The sequence below is a fragment of the Photorhabdus sp. RM323S genome, from assembly GCF_042879375.1.
Classification (GTDB): Bacteria; Pseudomonadota; Gammaproteobacteria; order Enterobacterales; family Enterobacteriaceae; genus Photorhabdus; species Photorhabdus tasmaniensis.
Genome location: NZ_JBHFKZ010000087.1, coordinates 1 through 7,261, shown reverse-complemented (window position 1 = coordinate 7,261; position 7,261 = coordinate 1). Strand labels below are relative to the sequence as shown.

The 7,261-nt window shown below is 38.6% G+C and carries 6 protein-coding genes and 1 CRISPR repeat array; of the genes, 2 read left to right on the top strand and 4 right to left on the bottom strand.

The genetic code is table 11. The features are described from left to right. Positions 1-1,577 precede the first annotated feature (1,577 nt). Positions 1,578-1,880: a type II toxin-antitoxin system HigB family toxin gene (locus ACGF7G_RS21195; RefSeq protein WP_133814651.1), complete on the top strand. Its 303-nt coding sequence runs from the start codon at positions 1,578-1,580 to the stop codon at positions 1,878-1,880. Between the two features lie 3 nt (positions 1,881-1,883). Further along, positions 1,884-2,258 carry a type II toxin-antitoxin system HigA family antitoxin gene (locus tag ACGF7G_RS21190; protein WP_133814650.1) on the top strand — a complete coding sequence of 125 codons (375 nt, stop codon included), beginning with the start codon at positions 1,884-1,886 and terminating at the stop codon, positions 2,256-2,258. A gap of 123 nt (positions 2,259-2,381) precedes the next feature. Then, positions 2,382-2,589: direct repeats of the CRISPR family, unit length 28 nt; unit sequence TTTCTAAGCTGCCTGTACGGCAGTGAAC. A gap of 130 nt (positions 2,590-2,719) precedes the next feature. Here ACGF7G_RS21190 and cas6f read toward each other — a convergent pair. Genes cas6f through csy1 form a run of 4 tightly spaced genes read right to left on the bottom strand, consistent with a single transcriptional unit; the run spans position 2,720 to position 6,621 of the window. After that, entirely contained in the window at positions 2,720-3,274 is a 555-nt protein-coding gene (cas6f, locus tag ACGF7G_RS21185) for a type I-F CRISPR-associated endoribonuclease Cas6/Csy4 (protein ID WP_133815621.1), read from the bottom strand. A 9-nt stretch (positions 3,275-3,283) separates the two neighbouring features. Continuing rightward, entirely contained in the window at positions 3,284-4,288 is a 1,005-nt protein-coding gene (gene csy3, locus ACGF7G_RS21180) for a type I-F CRISPR-associated protein Csy3 (RefSeq protein WP_387468182.1), read from the bottom strand. A gap of 24 nt (positions 4,289-4,312) precedes the next feature. After that, entirely contained in the window at positions 4,313-5,272 is a 960-nt protein-coding gene (gene csy2, locus ACGF7G_RS21175; RefSeq protein WP_387468181.1) for a type I-F CRISPR-associated protein Csy2, read from the bottom strand. Continuing rightward, the gene (gene csy1, locus ACGF7G_RS21170) at positions 5,269-6,621 is read right to left on the bottom strand and encodes a type I-F CRISPR-associated protein Csy1 (RefSeq protein WP_387468179.1); all 1,353 of its coding nucleotides are present in this window, start codon (positions 6,619-6,621) and stop codon (positions 5,269-5,271) included. The genes csy2 and csy1 overlap by 4 nt, the downstream gene beginning before the upstream one ends. Positions 6,622-7,261 lie beyond the last annotated feature (640 nt).

Genomic DNA, 7,261 nt, shown 5'->3' with positions numbered 1-7,261 from the left:
CAGGTGTTAAAAGGGATAAAAACAACAGTTAAAACTTTATACTCATTAAATCCATCGAGTAAAAAAACGACTTGCTATAACAGGTTAACTGTCATCATCATTTAAAAACGCGAATACCAAAGTCTTAAACCTTTTATATCAAAAACGGATTTAACGCAATAAATGCCATTTTTAAAAATAACCATTAATAGCATTTAATCTAAAATCATTAACCATTAATCCAAAGTTGAAAAGAAATCGCACGTAAAATAACATTACCCGAATAAACGGATATTAAAGCGCTTTCCCACCAGTTATTTAACAGCATCAGAAAAGATAAGAAGTGAATATAATCCGCGTTCGTTAAACATAAAACACGATATCCGATGATGATTAAACTTAACAAAAAACAGGTGTTAAAAGGGATAAAAACAACGGTTAAAACTTTATACCGCTTAAAACCATCAATTATAAAATGATTTTTAATAACAGTTTAAAACCTACCCCTCACAAAACCCAAGGCAGAATTCACTTTTTACCCGGCCCGGTTTAATTCGTTTATCCGTGATTCTATACTCCACTTATTTTACATTTTCCTAACCTATCTAATCACTAAAAAGCACGATTATCAAAGCATTAAAGCTTGTATATAAAAGACAGATTTAATTATAAGCGCAGTTTTTTTAAATTACATTAACCATTAGCGAAAAACTTAAAATAAATCAGCGAGAAAAAGAATACTATCCGAAAAAACACAATATACCATGATGATTAAAATTAATAAAAAGCAAGTATTAAAAACAATGAAAACAATGGCTAAAACTTTATTATACAAGTTAAAACCAGAGGTTAAAAACCTACCCATCATAAATCTATCAGTGAAAATGAGAAAAAGCATTGGCTTTATTAATGCTTATATACCCTGTAAAAAGACACATAAGAAGATATAATAGGTTAATCAGACAATATATTTAAAAAAAGAACCAAATTTAATAACGTTTTCAATCGGAGAGTGAATTCTTTATCAGCCAGTTAAATAATTGTTCGTGAAAAATAGGAACAACAAAATCCACAAATAAATGATTCAATCGAATATGAACTTGTTTACTCGCAGAGTAATTATGTTGCATTTATTATGTGATTCTACCATCCATTATATAAAATCTTTAATCACTCTACATTTTCGCTTTTAAAGAGTCATGGCAGGTTAGGTAAATGTGAAATAAGCGGAGTATAACATCATCGATAAGTGTTTAAATATGAAAATGGATAAACCGTTTTCAATCCCTCTTTATTTTTTAAAAATCTGGCATTAATGGGACTAGATTTCTTTAATTTTTCGCTGACTAATTACCGATAAAAATACGCCTGCGATCGCCAAAAAAGGAAATGCCCGCAAAAAGAGAAAGTGAACAATGTTAAAAGGATGAATAGCGAATACCACTATTCTCATTCCACGGATTTTCTTGTTTTTTAATTAAAAAGTCACATAAACTTGTTACGTAATTTGGTCTTACACATCATGGGGCATAAAAAAATCGCAATTAAGGGGCAATAAACACTTACGTGAATCCCAAAGTGGGACTAAGGTAAGATTTATGAAAATAATATCCGCTGCATCACTGAAAACATTTTGGGAAAAGTATCCCGACGCAGAACAACCACTAAAGGCTTGGTTTTACGAGGCAAAAAAAGCCTCATGGAAGACACCAGCAGATATCAAGGCTCAATACTGTAATGCGAACATCCTAAAAAATAATCGCGTGGTATTTAACATTAAAGGAAACAATTACCGTCTGATAGTTTCTATCTTTTATCCCGCATGTTGGATGTACGTAAAATTCCTCGGCACACATAAACAATACGATGCCATAAATGCCAGCACCGTAGAACCGGAGTGAACAATGAACATTAAACCCATTAGAACAGAACAAGACTATAAAGCGGCACTTGAAGCCATTTCACCCCTGTTTGATAATCAACCTGAAATTGGAACACCTGAGTTTGATTTTTTAGAAGTGATAGTTCTGCTCATTGAAGAATACGAAGCAGAACACTATCCAATCGACCCACCAGACCCGATCGAGGCCATTAAATTCAGAATGGAGCAATCAGGATTAACAGTTAAAGACTTGGAACCCACTATCGGCAAATCCAACCGTGTTTATGAAGTTCTCAATAGAAAGCGTAATCTGACATTATCCATGATCCGGAATTTACACAGTATGTTTGGTATTCCTGCTGATGTCCTAATAAAACCAACAAAACCAGCTCCATAAGGGGCTAGTTTTATAAACCATTCGTGGCTTACGGATTTCAAATCCAATAGCGGTTATTAAGATAAGAATAAATCAGTACCCCTAATCCCTTATAACCAAGGAAAGAAATAGAAATTTAACCTTTTTCTAAGCTACCTGTACGGCAGTGAACATCACCAATATGGATATTCTCTGTCAGATAGTTTTCTAAGCTGCCTGTACGGCAGTGAACCCCATGAATAGATATTTTCTCCCGTTGGCGTATTTCTAAGCTGCCTGTACGGCAGTGAACAATAGTTGATATAAATAACCCCGCTTCGATGGTTTCTAAGCTGCCTGTACGGCAGTGAACTGTTGCATATTAACTTTAATCTATTGATTATTAAAGAGCAAAGTGGCTATAAAGGAGAAAAACCCTTTTTATAAACAGAGTTTAATCCCCTTAATAAATCAATAGCTTACAATTAACCGAGAAAAAAGGGTCAAAACCAAGGTACAGTAGCTGACGCACTTAATCCATAAGAGCTAAAAACTCCTGGTGTTGGTCTATCTTCTATTAACCCTTGTTCGACAAACAACGGAAAACTTTGCCCTGATGACAGACTTTTAAGGCGCAAAAACGGTAAAGTAGTGCGTTGTTCTTTGCTGATCGGAATACATTGCCGGGCTTGTTCCTCCGTTAACCACCCCTTTTTAACCGAACGGCGTCGAAGCCGCTCTACGTTACTATTGACCTGCACCCGACTCACACAACGATATTGAGTATCTTGAGGTACTGGTTGGATATCCGTCACTTCAGTATAATCCCTGAGCCCTTTTAACCAAGGTAACGCCTGTAAGTCATTCAGCGCTTCGCTTGAACCGTGAATCCTCAACGTGTCCCCCAGCTTTTTTCTCGCACACGGAAAACTGACCCCAATACGTCCGTTACCCACTTGCCCTAATGCCCGATGCAGTTTAGCAAATAACGCTTCCATCAAGCTTTGCTGGCTAAATTCAGGATCGGGAAGGACGCGGATTTCAAGGTAATAATCCATCGTATCCCCTTATTCACCTTTCTCACCAAAAACACCACCACGGATCAAAGTCGCCATAACATAGTGTTGTTGCTCTACTTCCGGCACTTTTCCTTTGATGACCCAGTTATCTAGCAAAGTATAAAAATCCATTTTGGCTTTAGGCTGACGATAAGCCTTACCCCGGCTAGTTACTGAACCATAGGGTTCAACAGCAATTGGGCCAAGATCCAACTCAGATGCATCGGGATACCATGTATCAATGGTGCGAAGCGCGTTACCTACTTTCTGTGAATGCAATGCAGCAATTTCATTGACCTGATACAACACTTTGCTTTTCTTACTGTTACTGTCGAGAACTAATTCTTGAGAAGGGAAGACTTCCTGACCACAGCCCAAGCGAACAAACGCTTCAACGTTAAAGAATGTTGATCCACTACCCGCCAACCCTTCCTCAATTTCAGCAGCAAGTTTAGCTAAATGACCTTCTATCTTACCGAATTCACGTAAACTAAAATCTTCACAATTAAATTCCCACCATTCGCTACTCTTCCCCTTCACACAAACCTTAATTTCTTCTGCGCCAACTCGGTTACGCCACAAAAACCGTCCATTAGCCAGATTTTCTGCATAACGTGCAGCCAGTGTTTTAAAACCATGCTCGGCAATATAACCGTTGATTACATTCGCCAGTTCAGCCTGATAATCCTGATCGTTACACACTGATGGTGTTGAAAGATTGCCTAATACCCGTAATGTGAAACTCACTTTCAGGGTATCAGAATCAAAAGGCAATGCCGCAACATCAACACGTTGCAGGTTTGCTTTTTGAATCTCGGCATCCAATTTGGCCGGATCGCTGGTTAACGCGTTTTTTAATCGATTAGAAATCGTCCCTCTGACCGCTTTTTCCTGAATAGCAATAGGTTGCCATTCGCTAGTCTGCTCCCAATTTCCAGCAAACATGACAGCATCAGAGTTAGAAAGTTTACGTTCAAATGCTAATACAGAAGCGGTTTTGGTTAATTTAGCCATATAAATACCCTTTCTTTAAGTTAATCAGTCGATGATTCTTACTTTCTTGTTGGATTGACGGGCAGCAGACTGCTGATTGCAGCATCGATAGACACCCTCTTGATAGTCATAACACCAGAGTAACTGACGAATATCATGAATACGATGCGGGCTTTGCCACTCTCCTACTCCATAAATTGCTTCTACAAACCGAAATGGAGTATTGGGATCTCGCGTTTTCTCCACTTGTCCGGCAGGATATAACGGCGATATTGCCTGATAACCTGTCATCAAAGGAACTAAATATCCAGAAGCGGGTTTGGCAACATATTCCCAAGTTGCCGGGTCGCCAATTTCAGGTTGTTTATCTTCTTGAACAGGAATAGCCCGCATTTTGATAGCAGCGAAATCAAGCCAAGCATCAAGCAGTTCTGCCTGCGGATTGCTTTGCTTTAATGTATCGTAATGATCAGCTAATAATTCAGAGCGATCCAACAGGGCAAATCCTGGCAGTAGACGACGCATTAACTTACGTGTTTCCTGCTCTTGTTGTGGAAAAGAAATAACATCTACTTTAGCAATTTCAGTGATAGTGCCACCAGCCAACCGATGAGTTGGACATATTTTCAGCAAATGTTGTTCTAGTTCATAAGCGCCTTCACTACCATTAGTAATTTCACCAGAACATTCTATCAATAAAGAAACCGTCATATGCATACGGCCTTCTTCATTAAATGCCGCCGTTTTTTCTTCTTTGGTTAACGGATTGCGAGTTAATGCAAAAACTTTATCCCTAATCGGATCTGACTGATAAGCATGTAGTTGGTGGTTATGACAAATAACACCACAATTTTCCAATCTTAAACCATGACTTTGTTGCAACTTACGTGAAAGTGCATGAGTAAACCCAAGAAAATGAGTAATAGCCGGAAAACCATAAGTTAAGCCAGCAATTGCATTCGCATTTTCCACTCGAAGATGACGTAAAATAATCAAATGACTCATAGCTGTGGCACCTCTGGTAATCCATCTTCAAATTCACGTAGGCGCTTTTTAAACACAAAGGCCCACTCACGACGTTCGACATACTTCACTTTTAACCGCTTATGCTTTAAGCCTGCGTTTAACCAGTGACCAAAATCATAGGCAATCTCTTTTTTCCAGTCCCCACCTTCACGCTCAAATTTGAATATTTTATCCAGTTGACAACGATAAGGATCAAGCCAAAGCTGCTGAGAACGCTTTAACTCACACTTATCATCTGCGCTCCAACCTTTAGCTCTAACCAAATTCTGTACACCAGCAACATAGTTAAACAAAATATCAATAATTTCATCGACAAATCCCTGACGGTGCCGTCTAATTTTTACATTACTTTCAAGATGTTGCACGCTTAATAAATAGCGGTGCATCTCCCAGACAGTGCTACGAGCCAGTGTATCGAATTCACCACGCGGATAGAAAATAGAGATATGCTTCATTGGGGGTTTAGGAATACTTTGCCAGTTAGGAATATAGCAAGGTAAAAGCCAAACCCGCCCACCACTCACACTGTTAAGGTAAGAAATATTTTGTGGTTTAGTACCACCGAAATTCTGTACCGCAGTATCAGGGTAGCTCACTCTGGTTTCAGGACGCCAATATTCCTCTCTCTTGGCTTTATTAATCTCTTTATATGACTCACCAAAACGTGCTCCGGCAATACGCTGATACATAGCCTGGGATAATGATGAGGAAAAGAGCGGGCTTAATAAATGATATTCACTGGAGCTGATAGGGAAATAGAGCTGTTTTGCCAGTTTATGCGAAGAGAGCGTTTCATCTGACAGAGCTTGTCGAAATCCCTTCACCCAACGTTCGAACTGTTGCTCACTTTCCGCCAATTCAGCCAAAGCCGAATAATCTCCCCGATTCATAGACGCTACCAGTGAATCTCCCAGATATTCAGTTTGCAACAGTTTTGCAATATCAAGAGCGGCCGCATTACCCACGGCATCTATCGCGGGTTTATGCAAAGTAACGGTGGAAAGATATTTATTACTTTCCTTACTGTTTGATGATGTTGCAAAAATACTGCTACCTTTTGCATCACTATGAGTAAATTTCAGGGCATGTGTTACCAAGCTGATCTGCTTTGCCCGGTTAGCAGCATCATCTAACCAATTTCTGACTTCGTAACGTTCTTCCAATTCTTTACGTTGTTCAGTAATCTCTTGTTGGGTAAATACGATATCCTCTGCCAAGTCTAACTTCGCTAGTTTCTTTTCCGCCTCTTTATCAAAAGAATCCAGCTTTTGTTGTTTACGGCTTTCAATATATTCAACAATTAATCGGCTTAGTCCACTTACATTCATAACCGCTTATTACCTTACTCAAATGGTTATCAAAATGCGCCAAACACCCCTGAAAGTGGGCGATAACGCCACGCTTCTCCGTCTTTTCCCAAGATATATCTCATCCAAAGCACTAACTGACACCGGTTAACTCCATAATGATGACAGTCAACATTCAGAATTGGAATCAATCATCGTGTACTCACGTACACGATGATTCTATATTTGTTTTACTGACTGATTGTGATGCTCACAGTTATCACCCTTTGGCCTTGAGTGACATCAGATTTAAAATCAAACCCACTTGTAACTGGTAAGCAAAAAAGAAGTACAAAAAACACTCTCAGCATATCCATGTAAGTAGATTTTTTCTTCACTGCTATTCTCCGCATAATTAAGTGCCTAAACAAGATGTCCCGCCATACTATCCTTAGTCACGCAAAAAACAAACCTATTTAGTTTTTACTATGAATTAGTCATCCTGCAAAAAACATAATAATTGAAAATTACCGTACCATATCTGTCTACAAAGATCTTCTATAACTTCATATAGAATTTAACTTCTCAAACAATTATCATACGGACACTGCTGAACAAGCAGCTTAGAAATATTTGGTTTCAACTATCCTAAACTACCGTACAGGTAGCGGCGCACCCTTCC

What these genes read in the sequence shown, in the direction of transcription:
- ACGF7G_RS21195 (WP_133814651.1), top strand. Translation starts at nt 1,578, where the DNA reads ATGAAAATAATATCCGCTGCATCACTGAAAACATTTTGGGAAAAGTAT.
- ACGF7G_RS21190 (WP_133814650.1), top strand. Translation starts at nt 1,884, where the DNA reads ATGAACATTAAACCCATTAGAACAGAACAAGACTATAAAGCGGCACTT.
- cas6f (WP_133815621.1), bottom strand. Translation starts at nt 3,274, where the DNA reads ATGGATTATTACCTTGAAATCCGCGTCCTTCCCGATCCTGAATTTAGC.
- csy3 (WP_387468182.1), bottom strand. Translation starts at nt 4,288, where the DNA reads ATGGCTAAATTAACCAAAACCGCTTCTGTATTAGCATTTGAACGTAAA.
- csy2 (WP_387468181.1), bottom strand. Translation starts at nt 5,272, where the DNA reads ATGAGTCATTTGATTATTTTACGTCATCTTCGAGTGGAAAATGCGAAT.
- csy1 (WP_387468179.1), bottom strand. Translation starts at nt 6,621, where the DNA reads ATGAATGTAAGTGGACTAAGCCGATTAATTGTTGAATATATTGAAAGC.